14 protein-coding genes, 1 pseudogene and 1 riboswitch are annotated in these 15747 nt (G+C 51.4%); of the genes and pseudogenes, 5 read left to right on the top strand and 10 right to left on the bottom strand.

Going from position 1 to position 15747, the window contains the following annotated elements:
• Positions 1 to 103 precede the first annotated feature (103 nt).
• The 5 genes from NYE48_RS06705 to NYE48_RS06685 are packed head-to-tail and all read right to left on the bottom strand — an operon-like array spanning position 104 to position 4646.
• A complete protein-coding gene (locus tag NYE48_RS06705; RefSeq protein ID WP_340997626.1) occupies positions 104 to 577 on the bottom strand; it encodes a CBS domain-containing protein in 474 nt (157 codons plus the stop codon).
• 13 nt (positions 578 to 590) lie between these two features.
• On the bottom strand, positions 591 to 1988 hold the full coding sequence (gene sufB / locus NYE48_RS06700) for a Fe-S cluster assembly protein SufB (protein WP_340997625.1): 1398 nt from the start codon (positions 1986 to 1988) through the stop codon (positions 591 to 593).
• Between the two features lie 19 nt (positions 1989 to 2007).
• Positions 2008 to 3300 (bottom strand): Fe-S cluster assembly protein SufD, encoded by a 1293-nt coding sequence (gene sufD, locus NYE48_RS06695; protein WP_340997623.1) that lies wholly within the window; start codon positions 3298 to 3300, stop codon positions 2008 to 2010.
• Between the two features lie 18 nt (positions 3301 to 3318).
• Positions 3319 to 4146: a Fe-S cluster assembly ATPase SufC gene (gene sufC, locus NYE48_RS06690; protein ID WP_212950462.1), complete on the bottom strand. Its 828-nt coding sequence runs from the start codon at positions 4144 to 4146 to the stop codon at positions 3319 to 3321.
• Between the two features lie 2 nt (positions 4147 to 4148).
• The gene (locus NYE48_RS06685; RefSeq protein ID WP_340997622.1) at positions 4149 to 4646 is read right to left on the bottom strand and encodes a MarR family transcriptional regulator; all 498 of its coding nucleotides are present in this window, start codon (positions 4644 to 4646) and stop codon (positions 4149 to 4151) included.
• A gap of 348 nt (positions 4647 to 4994) precedes the next feature.
• On the opposite strand from NYE48_RS06685, the gene NYE48_RS06680 reads away from it, so the two are divergent.
• The gene (locus NYE48_RS06680; RefSeq protein ID WP_340997041.1) at positions 4995 to 6296 is read left to right on the top strand and encodes an IS1380 family transposase; all 1302 of its coding nucleotides are present in this window, start codon (positions 4995 to 4997) and stop codon (positions 6294 to 6296) included.
• Here the strand turns inward: NYE48_RS06680 and NYE48_RS28195 are convergent.
• Complete coding sequence (locus NYE48_RS28195; RefSeq protein WP_445324060.1) at positions 6232 to 6669, bottom strand: stalk domain-containing protein; 438 nt, start codon at positions 6667 to 6669, stop codon at positions 6232 to 6234. The two genes, NYE48_RS06680 and NYE48_RS28195, sit on opposite strands and share 65 nt — an antisense overlap.
• 111 nt (positions 6670 to 6780) lie before the next feature.
• On the opposite strand from NYE48_RS28195, the gene NYE48_RS06670 reads away from it, so the two are divergent.
• Complete coding sequence (locus NYE48_RS06670; protein ID WP_259619318.1) at positions 6781 to 7335, top strand: WG repeat-containing protein; 555 nt, start codon at positions 6781 to 6783, stop codon at positions 7333 to 7335.
• A gap of 237 nt (positions 7336 to 7572) precedes the next feature.
• Here the strand turns inward: NYE48_RS06670 and thiC are convergent.
• Positions 7573 to 9369 (bottom strand): annotated as a pseudogene (gene thiC, locus NYE48_RS06665) (phosphomethylpyrimidine synthase ThiC).
• A gap of 323 nt (positions 9370 to 9692) precedes the next feature.
• Positions 9693 to 9806, bottom strand: a riboswitch (TPP riboswitch).
• A 184-nt stretch (positions 9807 to 9990) separates the two neighbouring features.
• Between thiC and NYE48_RS06660 the strand changes: the two are divergent.
• Positions 9991 to 10287 carry a WG repeat-containing protein gene (locus tag NYE48_RS06660; RefSeq protein ID WP_259619320.1) on the top strand — a complete coding sequence of 99 codons (297 nt, stop codon included), beginning with the start codon at positions 9991 to 9993 and terminating at the stop codon, positions 10285 to 10287.
• Positions 10288 to 10848: 561 nt separating this feature from the next.
• Here the strand turns inward: NYE48_RS06660 and NYE48_RS06655 are convergent.
• Complete coding sequence (locus NYE48_RS06655; protein WP_259619322.1) at positions 10849 to 11112, bottom strand: hypothetical protein; 264 nt, start codon at positions 11110 to 11112, stop codon at positions 10849 to 10851.
• Position 11113: 1 nt separating this feature from the next.
• On the opposite strand from NYE48_RS06655, the gene NYE48_RS06650 reads away from it, so the two are divergent.
• Positions 11114 to 12307 (top strand): transposase, encoded by a 1194-nt coding sequence (locus NYE48_RS06650; protein WP_016311143.1) that lies wholly within the window; start codon positions 11114 to 11116, stop codon positions 12305 to 12307.
• A gap of 248 nt (positions 12308 to 12555) precedes the next feature.
• On the opposite strand, the gene NYE48_RS06645 is transcribed toward NYE48_RS06650, so the two are convergent.
• The gene (locus NYE48_RS06645; RefSeq protein WP_340997618.1) at positions 12556 to 13062 is read right to left on the bottom strand and encodes a hypothetical protein; all 507 of its coding nucleotides are present in this window, start codon (positions 13060 to 13062) and stop codon (positions 12556 to 12558) included.
• Between the two features lie 374 nt (positions 13063 to 13436).
• Between NYE48_RS06645 and NYE48_RS06640 the strand changes: the two genes are divergently transcribed.
• Positions 13437 to 14587 (top strand): IS3 family transposase gene (locus NYE48_RS06640; protein WP_340997616.1). Its coding sequence is split into 2 segments (ribosomal slippage): positions 13437 to 13692 and positions 13692 to 14587, totalling 1152 coding nucleotides; the frame shifts between segments, so codons are not numbered across the junction.
• 363 nt (positions 14588 to 14950) lie between these two features.
• Here the strand turns inward: NYE48_RS06640 and NYE48_RS06635 are convergent.
• A complete protein-coding gene (locus tag NYE48_RS06635) occupies positions 14951 to 15517 on the bottom strand; it encodes an undecaprenyl-diphosphatase (protein WP_212950466.1) in 567 nt (188 codons plus the stop codon).
• Positions 15518 to 15747 lie beyond the last annotated feature (230 nt).

Below are 15747 nucleotides of genomic sequence, written 5' to 3'. Positions count from 1 at the left end.
GGCGTGAAAATGCGATTTTTATATAAGTGCTATAAAATAGTCAGCTTCTCGGCGGCCGGCACCCGCTCCTTCAAGCGAGGAACGTCTTCGTAAAACCCGAGGTTCAGTATGCTGGCGGCTCGACGCATGTGCAACGAAGGATATCGTACGGACTTACCTTCCCTGCCAGAATGCCGTTTTTTTCGACGAGCAGCGAATGGGCATGAACCCGGCCCATAAGAGCGGCCGCTTCGTCAAGCTCCGAGCCGAACCGGATGACCGGCGCTTGGCGGGCAGCGATATCCATGACGTTGCAATCCATTAATCGATGCAGCTTCCGGTCCATGTCCTCATCGTCGAGCAGCGCCGCATAAGGGAACAAGACGTTGCACATCAGCGCCGGCACGATCACCGGGCCCGTTCTGCCGATCCGCTTCATAATCTCCCGCGCGGTGATCCATCCGACGATTTCATTGCGTTCGTTCACGACCGGAAGCTCGCCTATTTGATAGAGCAAAAAACGTTCCAGAACGTCTCTGATCCGTTCGCTCTCCTTCACTTTCACAACATCCCGAACGATAATATCCGATACCAACATAGGCCGCCCTCTTTTACCCGATAGAACCTTCCATCTCAAATTTGATCAGCCGGTTCATTTCCACCGCGTATTCCATCGGCAGCTCCTTCGTGAACGGCTCGATGAAGCCCATGACGATCATCTGCGTCGCCTCCGCTTCGCTGAGGCCCCGGCTCATCAAATAAAACAGCTGGTCCTCGGAAACCTTGGATACGGTTGCCTCATGCTCAAGCGTAATATTATCGTTTTTGATTTCGTTGTACGGGATCGTGTCGGAAGTCGACTCTTTGTCGAGAATCAACGTATCGCATTTGACGTTCGATTTGGAACCCTCGCTGTTGCGGCCGAAGGAAGCAAGGCCCCGGTAGGTCACTTTGCCGCCGTGTTTGCTGATCGATTTGGAAATGATGGTCGACGTGGTGTCCGGCGCAAGATGGTACATTTTCGCTCCGGCGTCCTGATGCTGGTTTTTGCCCGCAACGGCGATCGACAGCACGGAACCTTTCGCGCCGCGGCCTTTCAGAAGCACCGACGGATATTTCATCGTCAGCTTGGAGCCGATGTTGCCGTCCACCCATTCCATATTCGCGTTTTCTTCCGCAACGGCGCGTTTCGTCACCAGGTTGTAAATGTTCGGCGCCCAGTTTTGGATCGTCGTATACCGCGCCCGTGAATTTTTCCGGCAGATGATTTCCACCACGGCGCTGTGCAAAGAATTCGTGCTGTAGATCGGCGCGGTGCAGCCTTCGACGTAGTGCACAAAGCTGTCTTCGTCCGCGATGATCAGCGTGCGTTCGAACTGTCCCATATTTTCCGAGTTGATCCGGAAGTAAGCCTGCAGCGGCACCTCGCATTTGACGCCTTTCGGCACATAAACGAAGCTGCCGCCGGACCAGACGGCGCTGTTCAGCGCGGCGAACTTGTTGTCGCTCGGAGGAACGACCGTCGCAAAATATGTTTTGAACAGCTCGGGGTGCTCGCGCAGCGCGGTATCGGTATCCGTAAAAATGACGCCCTGCTCTTCCAGCTCTTTTTTCATGCTGTGGTATACCACTTCGGATTCGTATTGCGCGGAAACGCCCGCAAGGTATTTTTGCTCCGCTTCGGGGATCCCCAGCTTGTCGAAGGTCTCCTTGATTTCGGAAGGAACCTCCTCCCAGGTTTTCCCCTGGCGCTCGGCCGGTTTCACGTAATAATGGATATCGTCGAAATCCAGGTCGTTCAGGTTCCCGCCCCATTGCGGCACGGGCATCGCCAAAAATTGCTCCAGCGCCTTCAAGCGGAAATCGCGCATCCACGCAGGCTCTCCTTTCATCTCCGAAATGGCGGCGACGACGTCGCGGCTCAGCCCTTTGGCCGTTTGAAAGACGGATTGGTGCGCGTCCTTGAAGCCGTATTTATAATCATCCAATTCAGGCATTTGTTTAGCCATGTTCCATTCCCTCCTTTGTTCAAGCCTGTCCAAGCTTGCGTTCCGCCAGCGACTGCAGCCGGTCCCGCAAACGGTCGTTCGGAATTTCCGAAATGACGGGAGCGAGGAATCCATAAACGATCAGCCGCTCGGCTTCCCCCCGGGCAATCCCGCGGGACATCAAATAAAAGATCTGTTCCGGATTCACCTGCCCGACGCTGGCGGCATGCCCTGCCTGCACGTCGTCTTCGTCGATCAGCAAAATCGGATTGGCGTCGCCGCGGGCCTTCGGACTCAGCATCAGCACTTTTTCGGTCTGCTGGCCGTTGGTGCCGCTCGCCCCTTTTTCGATTTTCGTGATGCCGTTAATGATCGCCGTCGCGTCTTCGCGCATCACGGCGCGGGTCACCATGTCGCTTGTGGAAAATTGCCCGATATGCACCGCGCGGGTGGTCAAATTCATGTGCTGCCCGCCCGCTCCGACGCAGATCACTTTGGCGTCCGAATCCGCGCCGTTCCCTTGAAGAATCGATGCGGTGTCCGCCATGGCGTTGCCGGCGTTCATCTCGCCGACGACCCAGCGGATGCGGCCGTCCGCTTCGACATGCGCGCGGCGGTAGGTCATGTCCGTCACTTGCTTGCCAAGGCCCCGCACGGACGCGACATGGACCTCGGCCCCGCGTTTGACGAACACCTCCATAATCCCGAATTGGTCATGCTTGCGGCTCACCGCGGACACCGCGTTTTCGACGAAGGTCACCGAACTGTTTTCTTCCGCCACGATCAACACATGCGGCATAAAGCAGGCTTCTTCGTCATCCAACAGGAACAGCGCCTGCAGCGGCTGCTCGACTTGGACGTTTTTCGGAACGTAAAGGAATGCCCCTCCGCTCCACAGCGCGGCATGAATGGCCGTCATCCGGTTTTCGTCCGCCCGGACGGCCTGCATCAAATACGGCTTGACAAGCTCCGGATATTCCCGCACCGCCTGTTCGAGGCCGGTAAAAATAACGCCTTGTCCCCTGAGCTCCTCGGCGAGCCGTTGAAACTCGATCCCGGAGTTGCGCTGCACAAGCGCATTATCCGAATCGATCCATTCCGAAGTCGCTCCCCCTGCGTCCTTCAAGGAATCTCGTTGCGCCGGGCGTCTGATCTCGCCGAACGTTCCCAAATTCCATCTTTCGATGTTCGTTTTCTCAAGCTTAGGGAGCGGCAGCTCCTCTGCCAGCCGAAAACCTTGCTCCCGAATCGCCGTCCCCCATTCCGGCTCCTGGTCCGCGCGGAAGGATTCAAGCACCTGATTCCGGTCCACAGACATCATGATCGTATTCATTTTCGATTCCTCCAGCATCTATCGGATTTTTGGACCCGTCGTGTTCATCGGCATTTGAAACGCGTCCTCGTCTTGCCCGACTGTCTCGTCTTCGATGCCGAGCTCCTCCTTCACCCATTCGTAACCTTCCGCTTCCAGCCGCTGCGCCAGCTCGGGCCCGCCGGATTTGACGATTCTGCCTTGCATCATGATATGGACAAAATCGGGTGTGATATAATCCAGAAGCCGCTGGTAATGCGTGATGATCAGAAACCCGCGGTCCGCGCTGCGCAGCGAATTGACGCCTTGGGCGACGATGCGGAGCGCATCGATGTCCAGACCTGAATCGATTTCGTCGAGAATCGTGATTTTCGGCTGCAGCATCATCATCTGCAAAATCTCGTTCCGTTTTTTCTCGCCGCCGGAGAACCCCTCGTTCAAATAACGGTGCATAAACTCGGGGTTCATCTCCAACGTCTTCATGTTGGCTTCCATCAGGCGGATGAACTTCATCAGGGAAATCTCATTTCCCTCCCCGCGCCCTGCATTGATGGCGCTGCGCATGAAATCGGAGTTGGTCACGCCCGTAATTTCGCTTGGATACTGCATCGCGAGAAACAAACCTGCCCGTCCGCGCTCATCGACGTCCATTTCGAGCAAATCCTCCCCGTTCAAAGTCACGGATCCGCCCAACACCTCATATTTGGGATGTCCCATCAGCGTCGAAGCCAGCGTGCTTTTCCCGGTTCCGTTCGGTCCCATGACCGCATGAATTTCGCCGCCCCGCACTTCGAGGCTCAGTCCCTTCAAAATTTCCTTTCCCTCAACGGATGCCCGCAGCTGATCAATTCGCAGTGTCGTGTTCATATTTACATCTCCTTCTGAATGGCGTTTTCCACTTCGTTTACGGCGTCTTCAAAAAATGTTCTGATGAAATCGAGCTCGGCTCCGGAATAACGGCTAAGAAAACGGTTAAACCGTTCTTCCCCGGCGCGGTGCATCTTATCATGCAATTCATAAAGCTTTTTCCCTTTCGGCGTCAGGTGAAAATAAATTTCCTTCTTGTTGTCGGGCATGCGCGCCCGCGTAATGAAACCGTGATCCACCAGCTTGGCGCTGATCTTGGTAATGCTCGCCTTGGACAATTCCATGCGTTCCGCAATCGCGGTATTGTTAATGGGTTCGTGTTTGCCGATGCAGTCGACGACGTGAATGCTCGTGACGCTGTCCGGGCAATCCGTAATCCCGCACGCCCGGGCTTGTTCAGCCAAATTGGCATGTTCCTGGCTTTCGTATTCTTCCGTCAAATGAATGAATTTCCAGTGCAGTCCGAAAATGGCCTTTTTTAGATCATCGGCATGCTCCACGTTCACTACGGCTCCTTTCCTTGATCAAAACCACCCCGCAACCTTTCGGCCCGTCTTCCAATTTCATCAAAATATGGTTTACCGGGTAACGATTTCAGTTTAACATTATTGATAATGATTATCATTATCAATAATGTTCTTTTTTAAAATAATCATTTTTCCTTTGTTTACACGGATGTTCCCGTTATCATTCACCCCCCTTTTGCGAAATTGATAATCATCATCAAATAAATAATCATCCTGAATTTCGAAAGTACTGCGCATTAAAAACATAAAAAGGGCTCCAAATCTTTGGTAGAATGGTGTTTGTCCAGGACAACATCACCCAAAGAGAGGAGCACCTTTTAGGTGAAGTCTACCACACCGGTCAGCAAAATCAAGAGCGAATTTTCGCTGCAGAACGCCACGAGTTTCGGCGGCGTCAAAATCTTTTTGGCCTATCTCGAAAAAATCAAGCTCGCCGAGGCCATGCAGCGCCTTTCCGGCGGCAAAGCGCACAACGCCATTTTTCCTGTTCATCGCATCCTGCTCTATCTAATGGTTGGCTGGATGCTGGGCTGCGGGCGTATTTTTCATTTCCGCAAGTTACAGCACGATGTGTTGCTTTGTCGTTTTCTGGGAGGCCGTCTGCCGCATCACAGTTTGCTGTACAAGGAGCTCGCGCGTCTGGGCAGATCCTGCCCGCAGCTCCCGACGGAACTGCGCAAGCTGAATATGGATATCATTCATCTCTGCTTGCCGTCCAAGCCAATCCTTGATCTGGACTCCTCGGTGGAGACGGTATACGGGGAGCAGGCCGGCGCGGCCAAAGGCACCAATCCGCATAAGCCCGGACGAAACAGCTACCATCCGTTGCTGGCTTTTGAAGGGCAAACCCACTTGAATCTGAATGCGAGGCTTCGCCCCGGCAACACGCATTCTTCAACCGACGCAATCGACTTTTTGCAGCAAACCTTCGCACTGCTCGGCGAGCGCCAAGTGGCGTACGCCCGGTTCGACAAAGGCTTTGGCGGCGAGGATTTCTACCAACTGTGGGAAGGCCGCAAGATCGGTTACGTCGGCAAAATGAAATGGACCAAACGCCTCGCAAGCGACGTGGCGGCTTGTCGCTACTGGACGCGCTATGTCGACGAGGACTGGATCATCGAGGGCATCACTTTGATTTACAAAGCTACGTCCTGGAAAAAGCCCCGTCGCGTAGCGGTCATTCGTAAGACGCAAGTCTGCGAAGACGGTCAAGGCCGCATCGTATTCGACGAGGACTGGCAGTATGAAGCGATTGTAACCAACCTGGAGTGGGAACCAATTGACCTATGGCGCTTTTACAACCAGCGTTGCTGCATGGAAAATTACATCAAAGAGGCGAAAGACGGTTTTTCCATGGACCGGATCGCGACCAGTGATTTTGAAGCGAATGAAGTCGATCTGCTGATCAAGTTGCTGGCCTACAATTTGTTCGAACGCTTTAAGCGCGATTGTTGCGAACCGATGCATCAGGGTTATACGATTGCAAGATTCCGACTGGAGTTCTTTCATTGCGCGGCGACGCTTGTTCGGCATAGTCGCGCGGTCGTGCTCAAGCTGATCAAGGATTTCGACGGTCGTCATGCATGGAAACGAATCGAAGCCAAAGTGGTTCAATTGGAGTGACGGCTTCCAACATTTCACATGGAAAACAACAATGCCCCTTTTCTGGGGAGGGGGGAGTTATCCCCATGTGGATATTGGTTTCAAAATTTCGCTGGTCCCACTCCCACTTATTCACAGTTGTTGATCCGCTCCTGGATGATCGCCACCGCATTCTTATGCGCTTTCGAAATTCAGGTTTATTTTCTTTTGTAGTTACGGTAACGCTTTTATTTTTTGAGCCCCAAATTAAGCTAAGGTTTAGTTTACTTAAGGATTTCAAGGAAACTAGGGTACTACCATTGATAACTACTGGTGGTGAATCAGGAGTAATTATTTCGCTGTTTACTATTAGTTTAACATTTGATGCTGCATACGTAGGGACAGAAGCAAACATCAATACAAAGCACACTGCTAAGAAAGCACTCATCATTTTTTTGATAGCCATATTGCATAACCTCCATCAAGTAGAATTGGTCGTATCTTATTAATATAGACGAATTTTACGTTGAAAAGTTTAACTAGCGAGCTGTTCGAATACAAGCTGAGAAATGCCGGCATTCTTTATAATGACCGTGCGCTGTATACGACGCAGGTTCAGAATGCTGACGGAACTACGGCGACACGGTACGGTTATATAGACAGCCATGGCAAGGTGAGCATACAGCCCATCTACACCCAGGCGTCTAATTTCTCCGAGGGACTGGCTCGGGTCAATGTGGGCAAAACAGCGGGGTACATCAACACGAAGGGGGAACTGGTCATTCCATACCGGTATAGCTCGACGTCCGATTTCTCCGAAGGTATGGCGGCCGTAATGCTTGCGTTCGGCGGCAAATACGGCTATATTGACACCACCGGCAAGCTCCGGATTACACCCCGGTATGATCACGCCGACCCGTTTTCAAACGGGGCGGCAGTAGTTTACGTGAACGGAAAATACGGTTTCATCGACAAAAACGGCAATTACCTGCTAACACCGCAGTTCAGCATGGCGCAGCCGTTCTCAGAAGGACTGGCTTTTGGCCATGGCTCCGGCGGCAGCACGCATAGCGGCGGTTAGCGGCATAACCGTCCACAGTCCTCTTTCCGTTCTGGCACCGTATTTTGCAAAGGGAATTGAATATGCAGCCCAAGTCTGGCTTGTGAAGCATGACATGCCAAAAAAGCAGTTCATTTCCCAAGGTAGGGAGATGAACTGCTTTTGCTGTTTTGCTTCTCTTTCTGTCCGTTTCCATGCGGACAAGCAGTAATAATGTCAATTTAACGGATCAGCAGACACCAAGCAAAAATGCCAACATTATGAGCGCATCCGGTATTCCTCGGCTTTTTCCTGCATGCCTGCGGCAACTGCCTCTTGTTCCGACAATCCCTTCTCCGCGGCAAATGCGCGGATATCTTGCGTAATGCGCATGCTGCAGAACTTCGGCCCGCACATCGAGCAGAAATGCGCCTGCTTCGCTCCTTCGGCAGGCAGTGTTTCATCGTGGTAGGACATGGCGCGTTCCGGGTCGAGCGAGAGGTTGAACTGGTCGCGCCAGCGGAATTCGAAGCGGGCTTTGGAAAGCGCGTCGTCCCGGCGCTGCGCACGCGGATGGCCTTTCGCCAGATCGGCGGCATGGGCCGCGATTTTGTAGGCGATGACACCTTCGCGCACATCGTCCTTGTTTGGCAAGCCGAGATGTTCCTTCGGCGTAACGTAACAGAGCATCGATGTACCAAACCAGCCGATCATCGCCGCCCCGATGGCCGATGTAATATGATCGTACCCCGGCGCAATGTCCGTGGTCAGTGGGCCGAGCGTGTAGAACGGCGCTTCTTGGCAAATCTCCATTTGCAAGTCCACGTTTTCCTTGATTTTGTGCATCGGCACGTGTCCGGGACCCTCGATCATCACCTGCACGTCATGCTTCCAGGCAATTTGGGTCAGTTCCCCCAGCGTCGCAAGTTCTGCCATCTGCGCTTCATCATTGGCATCATAGATGCTGCCCGGACGAAGGCCGTCTCCCAGCGAAAAGGTGACGTCATACCGCTTCATGATCTCGCAGATTTCTTCGAAATGGGTGTATAGGAAATTTTCCTGGTGATGCGCCAGACACCATGCCGCCATGATCGATCCGCCCCGTGAGACGATGCCCGTCATCCGTTTGGCAGTCATCGGTATATAGCGTAGCAGCACGCCCGCATGGATCGTAAAGTAGTCCACACCCTGCTCGGCCTGCTCGATCAGCGTGTCGCGGTACAGCTCCCACGTCAGCGCCTCCGCCTCCCCTCCGACCTTTTCCAACGCCTGATAGAGCGGCACCGTACCGATCGGTACCGGCGAATTGCGGATGATCCATTCCCGGGTGGTGTGAATGTCTTTGCCCGTGGACAGGTCCATAACCGTATCCGCTCCCCAACGGACGGCCCAGGTCATCTTCTCGACCTCTTCCTCAATGGAAGACGATACGGCCGAATTGCCGATGTTGGCATTGATCTTGACGTGAAAATGGCGTCCGATAATCATCGGTTCGCTCTCCGGATGATTGATATTTGAAGGCAAAATGGCACGGCCGCTGGCCAGCTCCTACCGTACGAATTCGGGCTCCACGCCTTCGCGGATGGCTGCGAATTCCATCTCGGGTGTAATGATGCCTCTCCGCGCATAATGCATCTGCGTCACGCATCGTCCTTCCCGTGCCCGCAGCGGTTCCCCGGTTACGCCGGGATACGTCTCGGCTCCAGCTCTTTTGCTGCCCGGCTTCAAGCCATTGTCCTCCGGCTTAATCGCCCGGCCTTTGTACGACTCTACGTCTTCGCGCTCCGTAATCCACATCCTGCGCAGCGCAGGCAAGCCCGTCCGGATGTCCACCTCATAATCCGGATCGGTCATCGGACCGCTCGTATCGTACACGCGGAGCGCTTCGTTATGCTCCACCCCTTGGGGAGTGCTTGTGTCATGAAGGGCAATTTCGCGTTCGGGGACCAATAGGTCCGGTCGCGAGCCCTGAATGTATACCTTGCGGCTGCCCGGAAAAGGCCGCAGACGCCCCGTGCTTTCTTTTTCCGTATCCCGATGGTGTTCCTGTCCCCCTGTTTCATGTTCTGTGCTCATCGCTCGTTCTCCTCCTCATGGTATGGTCCGGCCTTGCTCATTCTGCGCACCTGTTCATCAGGCCAAGCATGAGGGAAGTACAGCACGGGCGAATTCAAAAACAGGGATACAGCTCCTCGGCAGGGCGGGAACATGGTAATCATGGCCACGCACCACACATCTCCACCTTGTCGGAACGCCATGGAGATGCGATGATGTCTCGGATACTGCATAAAAAAACCGGTTCCCCCAGGGAACCGGCTCTATCTTTCACCGCCAAACATGCCGCGGTAAGTCTACCCACAGGGGTGGCTTCACTCAAGGCATGTTGACGATGCTCGTCGTTGTTTCGCCGATTACTTCCCTACGCTGGCATGATCCAGATCAGGTGCTAAGGGTCCGGAATCTCATGCGATTCCGTCTCAGTCCGGACAATTCGGACTCCCCCAGTAACGTTTGACGGCTAACGGCAATCTTGCCGCTGCGTCCTATTCAGTTCAGTCAGCCCACGCTTTGGGCTGTCCATTACAGTTTAGCCTAAACATGGCGGAAAAACAACCATATTTTCCAAAATGCCGTTTCGGATCAGGCCAGCATGAGTCCCATCTGTGCGGCAGCTTCTTTTAAGACCGGAACATACTCATGGAGCGTCTCCTGGGAAAGACGGCTGACAGGCCCCGATACGGACAACTCGAGCGTAATGGAGTCACCTTCTATATCAACAAGAAGGGCACCAAAGTCATCCAGGGCATTACAGCCGGGGGTTTGTTCAAGGGCGGCCTGGCTCCGGCCAGCCAGGGGCAGAGGTACGGCTATATCAATACATCCGGCCGCTTTGTGATCGAGTCGAAATTCTATTGGACTGACGATTTTAACGGCGAATTGGCTGTGATCAGTTTGCTCGTTCCGATTTCGAGCGAGAAAACAGAGGGTACGTGAACCGCTGCGGAGCGATCGTCTGGCCGCCGGCTTCCGAACTTCCGAACGGAGTGACAAAACTACAGTAAGGCAGAACAACCGAGCTTCACGGATTGTATCGGAAAAAGAACGCATTACAGCTAACTTATCGAAACTAACTTCCCTTTGGCAACTGCTTCATTTTTCGTTAAGCTAACGGGCAGATTAGTGAAACTACACAGTTTTTTAAAGCGTATAATTATTATAAAAAAACCCATATCGCTCATGCGGAGGTGAACTTGACTGGAGCATTTTTATGACTTGGTTCAATTGGCATTCTCGATTGCTCTCATCTCTTCCGTAGTGTTACTTCCATTCACCTATTTTTCTTCACAAAAGATACACTGGGGGCATGAAATTGCTGCAGCCGGTTCAATTTGGTTTGTGGCTGTAAGACTGTCACAACTCAGCAGCATTCAGCGGTGGATAGTACGTATCGCCAGACGAAGAGAAGCACCTGATGAAGACGACAATAGTCCTTTCCCACATTGATATTCCATACTTTCAATTAGGGAGGACAACGATGAAAAAGATTTTGTTGCTTCAAAAATGGGCCAAGCCCATTCTCGTCATGTTGATTAGAGTTATTCCGATCATTGTGCTCAGCGGGTGTTCGACAGCATCCCAATCAAACTCGATTAATGCCGATTCATCAGGGATATTTAACCACTTTTTTATTTGAGCGTTTTGCAGTAATCTGAGGCCTTGAGCCGTAAGGATTTTCGGACATAAAAAAGGGACTTCACCCCAACTTGGAGAAGTTTTCAAGTGACCAAACCCAAAAACCTCAAGGATGGAGGAAGTCACTTTGTATATTCTCCAAGAATGTCTGTTTTCCTTCGAAGAACTTTTAAAAATTCAACCCAAGGAGAGATTGCCGATCTTCTTCAGCTCTCTCGATCTGAGACCGTATGCCAAGGAACTGAGAAGCCGTTCACCCCGAGGCGCTGAGGGATACTGCAGACAAGGTATTCTACGAGCACTCTTGGCTGCGCCGCTTGAAGGAATAAGTACCTTTTCAGGGTTGCATAAGCGTTTGGATACGGATCTCCGGTTTCGTTATCAGTGTGGTCTTCCGCTGGATCGAGAAGCTCCTTCCATATCCACATTAAGCCGAGTTTTCTCAGAACTGACGAGAAAGGACTTGGCAAAACGGCTTTTTGAGGATTTGGTCACACGCTGTCAGCAGGAAGGTATCATAGAAGGCAGTAACGTCGCCATAGACAGCGCCGCTCTCCGCGCTTACGAGAAAAAGCAGCCCAAACGCAAAAGCGAGCAAACGGGTAATGCGAACTGGGGCGCAAAAATTGATTCCTTCGGCAATAAAATCACATGGTTTGGTTACAAAATTCATCTGGCGGTCGATACGAAAAGTGAATTGCCGATCGCCTTGGAAGTAACGCCGGCGCATGTCAATGATGGAGAAATGGCGCCGGGCCTGATCGAGAAAACAGCGTCCAGGACGAGCACACGATTTTTCATACTCGATGCGGGCTACGACCAAATGAAAGTTTATGAGGCCGCCCGCAACGTCAAGGCACAAGCCATCATTCCCCTTAATCTTCGGGGGGAGAAGGAACCGCCTGCTGGCATGACCTCGAACGGAACACCGTGCTGTTCCATGGGTTATGCGATGACATACTGGGGAGTTGACGGCGATATGCATAAATTTCGCTGCCCGCATGCCACGGGTAAAGTCGACTGTCCGCTTGGCATGGCTGCCTGCTCGTCTTCAAACTATGGAATGGTCGTCAAAGTAAATGCGAAGGATGATCTCCGGCGATACAGCATCCCTCATCGGGATACAAAGCGTTGGAAGGAACTTTACAATGAACGAACCAGCGTAGAACGCTGCAACTCCCGATTGAAAACCTATTTGACGGCAGACGCCGCACATGTCCGGGGCATTCAGAAAGTCACAACTCACCAGTATTTGAATGCCATTGTTCTGCTTGCATCTGCGCTCGCCGTTTCTCATCATTCAAAACGGGCTGCCGCTTAAAAAACGAGCTGTTCTAAAATTCTGCAAGTCTGCCCTTTTCTTCATCCATATAATACCATTTTCGAAAATTACCCCTTAACGACAGTGAATATGCTATCGCTTCTTCTCTGAAACGGAATTATGCAAAACACTCTATTAAATACTTGGTTCGACATCAGGAATGATTTTCCTGCTTCGCACATTACTGTTTGGTGCAGAATTGAAAAAGGCGAGCCATGTTTCGCTCGCCTTCCTTTCTTCAATATATTTTAGAAATTCAAGTCCGTGCTAATACGAACTCCGAGTTGCCCACTCATAGGTAAACTTCCAGATGCTAAACTGACGTAAAAGTCACCTACTGCCCAAGCACCTTTTGGATTCAATATTTCATTGAATGTTTGACCAGGGTACACTTTAGCAAAGTACTTCAGAGGACCCGATGTACTTCCCTGATTAACAGATAAATTTATCGTATCTGGCCCTGTGTTCTTTAAATACAATCTTACATAACCGAAGTTAGGCTTGATGTAAAAGCTAGCCTCATAATCGTGTCCGCTTATGGGGCGATTATCAATTACTGGAGTGCTCGAAAATGGAGTAACAATGCCACCATCAGTTATATTTTCATCTCCCAATTGAATGATTGGTGGATTAGAATCGGATGTACCTGGGTTGGCGGCTGTAGAATTATCATCAGCGAATGCTGATGATGTCACTGCTAGAATACTTGCCGCAGACAGTGAAGTGACAAGAAGACGTTTAATAGTGGATTTCATAACTGCATTTCCCCCTGCTGGAATATTATTACACCATATGGTAAATAGTGTATCTTATATATACCACCTAATAATTACCATGTCAATCATATTTTTGTTGAAGAGTTAATTCCATGCTTTTTTTTAAATACCTTTGTAAATTTACTGTACAGGTTCTTTCTCCCCATATATACACAACACGAAATATCAGAAAAAGTTTGAATGTATTTTTAATCCAAAAAATGGCGAGAAGAGGTACGCCCCAGTTATCCGCTGCCTGTGCAGCCGTGCGTGTCATTCTCGCCTTTTTCTATGGTTCTGCTGCTAGACTAAAAAGTAGACATGGAGAACCGAGAATCGGGTAAAATGAATCTATCCAAATTCGAGGTGCTACCATGACGAAAAAATACGATAAAGAATTTAAACTGCAAACGATTCAGATGATCCAGGAAGAAGGGAAAGCGGTGGCGCAGGTCGCCCGCGAACTGGGGATCAGCGACAACACCCTGTATCGTTGGATGGCGGAATACAAGAAAGACGGCGCACAGGCCTTTCCAGGCAGTGGGCAACTGAAAGCCGACGATAAAGCAATGAGAGATCTTCAGAAACGCCTTCGTGATCTGGAAGAGGAGAACGACATCTTAAAAAAGGCGATGCACTACTTCGCCAAAGACCGGCGCTGATCTATGCCTTCATCCACGATCATCGCTTCAAGTGCCGAGTCTCGAAGATGTGCGAAGCCTTTGAAGTATCCCGAAGCGGCTATTACAAATGGACCCAGCGAAAAGCCAGCAAACGTGAAAAGCGACGTCGCAAGCTGGAGCGGCGGATCCGTCGTATCTTTCTAGAATCCCGTCGATTATATGGAAGCCCCAAAGTAGCAAAAGAACTGCACAAGCAGGGCATACGAGTGTCCGAGAAAACAGTCGCTCGGATCATGAAGGAGCTGGGTTTACGTTCTCGCACGGTGAAGAAATACAAGGCCACAACCAACTCGAAGCACAACCTGCCTGTCCAAGAGAACGTGTTGAACCGCGAGTTTAATCCGTCCGCTCCAAACAAGGCCTGGGTGGCTGATATTACGTATATCCCGACCGATGAGGGTTGGCTATACCTGGCAAGCATCATGGACCTGTACAGTCGTAAAATCGTTGGATTTCACATGGATGAGCGAATGACGAAAGAACTCGTGTTAACGGCGCTGGACCGCGCCCACAGCCAGCAGCGACCGTGCGAAGAGGTTCTGCATCATTCGGATCGCGGCAGCCAGTACGCTTCTCATGACTACCAGGCGCGGCTGTGCACCTACAAGATGAAAGGCAGTATGAGCCGCAAAGGGAACTGCTACGATAATGCGTGTATTGAATCGTTCCACAGTGTGCTTAAGAAAGAACTTGTCTACTTGGAGAAGTTCAAAACACGCAAGCAAGCCAAGAAACGCATTTTTGAATATATTACCTGCTTCTACAATGGAAAACGAATCCATTCCGCGATTGGGTATTCTACGCCCAATGAGTGCGAACGTATGTACCGATCTGCCGCATAATTTTCTCGATTCTTTGTGTCTACTCTATTGACAGAGGTACAGGACTGCCTCTTCATTGGGGAGGGGGAAAGACCATCTGCCGCAAGCTTCCGTCTCCACTAAAACATGGGAAACTCCCACCTTTTCACTTCTTAAGTCGCCATTGCTTTAGCATCTTGCATTGATCTTATGCACTTTCGAAATTCAGGATCATTTCTCTGCCCCAGCTTAACCTCGCGTTATTCCTTTAGCTTTATCCTGTCCCTAGCTGCCGCAAGAAACGAAAAAAGCCGCTAACGGCGCACACGGCGCGATTAACGGCTTTCCTTCTGAATAGATATGCTTTTTTCGCGGTTGTTTGCCTTATTTGCTCCGTCGCTGCCCTTACCGTGAATAGTTGCCGGGGAACGTCCGCCACGAGCCGAAACGTCTGCTCCAAACCAGCTTATCGAACAGCTTGTAAACGACGGCCGACACGACGATGGCAATGATGGCGCCGCTGATGACGTCCGTCGGGTAATGGACGCCGTTCCAGATCCGGGAAAAGCCGATCAAGGCGGCGAGAAGCAGCCAGAAGGCCCCGTCCTTTTTGCGGCAGAGGAAAATCGAAAACGCGATGACAAAAGAACCGATCGAATGATTGCTCGGGAACGACGCATTGGCCGCATGCTCGATCATTTGATGCACGTGATGGGCGACGAACGGACGATCCCGGTAAAATAAATGGCCGAGAACATAGCCGATCCCGAAAGCGACGAAGGCGGAAACAAGCGCCTGTACGACCATTCTCCGGTCCGTTCCCCTCCGGGTAAAGCAGTACACGATCACGGCCAAATAAAACAGATATTCCGCATCTTCGGATAAAAAGCGCATGATTGCGTCCAAGGCCGGGAAACTGCCAGCCGCATTGTTGATCCAGCTGAACAGCGAGTAGTCCCATGATTGCAGCAAAAAAATCCTCTCCTTCCTTTTGCGGCAGCTCATACGGTGAAACATTTGTGCCTACCAAAGTTTTTGCACGTTGTCCAGTATAATGGATCCCGCCCGTTTAAGACAAATCCTGCCCGCAACCTAAGCGGCTTAAGCCGTCCCGGAACACGCCGTTCCTCCGGCCGGACCGTCGCTTGCAATCCAGCGCCACGCACAAAAAAGCATCCCCTTTCGGGAATGCTTAATCTAAC

Source organism: Paenibacillus sp. FSL M7-1455 (assembly GCF_038004655.1).
GTDB lineage: Bacteria > Bacillota > Bacilli > Paenibacillales > Paenibacillaceae > Paenibacillus_AQ > Paenibacillus_AQ cookii.
This window is presented reverse-complemented; position numbering and strand designations above follow the sequence as displayed.